The sequence below is a fragment of the Paenibacillus sp. EKM206P genome (genome assembly GCF_011066155.1).
In the GTDB taxonomy this organism is placed as follows: Bacteria; Bacillota; Bacilli; order Paenibacillales; family Paenibacillaceae; genus Paenibacillus; species Paenibacillus polymyxa_D.
Genome location: NZ_JAAMNQ010000105.1, coordinates 1 through 288, shown reverse-complemented (window position 1 = coordinate 288; position 288 = coordinate 1). Strand labels below are relative to the sequence as shown.

At 55.2% G+C, this 288-nt stretch carries 2 tRNA genes and 1 rRNA gene; all 3 read right to left on the bottom strand.

What is annotated here, in order from left to right:
• Nucleotide 1 precedes the first annotated feature (1 nt).
• Nucleotides 2-77, bottom strand: a tRNA-Ala gene (locus G9G53_RS25915).
• Nucleotides 78-99: 22 nt separating this feature from the next.
• Nucleotides 100-176 (bottom strand) — tRNA-Ile (locus G9G53_RS25910).
• A 36-nt stretch (nucleotides 177-212) separates the two neighbouring features.
• Nucleotides 213-288 (bottom strand): 5S ribosomal RNA (gene rrf / locus G9G53_RS26980); the annotation flags it as partial.

The window sequence follows — 288 nt, the reverse complement described above, 5'->3', positions numbered from 1 at the left end:
TTGGTGGAGCCAAGCGGGATCGAACCGCTGACCTCCTGCGTGCAAGGCAGGCGCTCTCCCAGCTGAGCTATGGCCCCAATCTTTTTGTTATTCTAGAAGTGGTGGGCCTTAGTGGACTCGAACCACCGACCTCACCCTTATCAGGGGTGCGCTCTAACCAGCTGAGCTAAAGGCCCTAACATGTAAAAATTTATCATCCTCTAAAGGATATCGCTTGGCGACGTCCTACTCTCCCAGGACCCTGCGGTCCAAGTACCATCGGCGCTGGAGGGCTTAACGGTCGTGTTC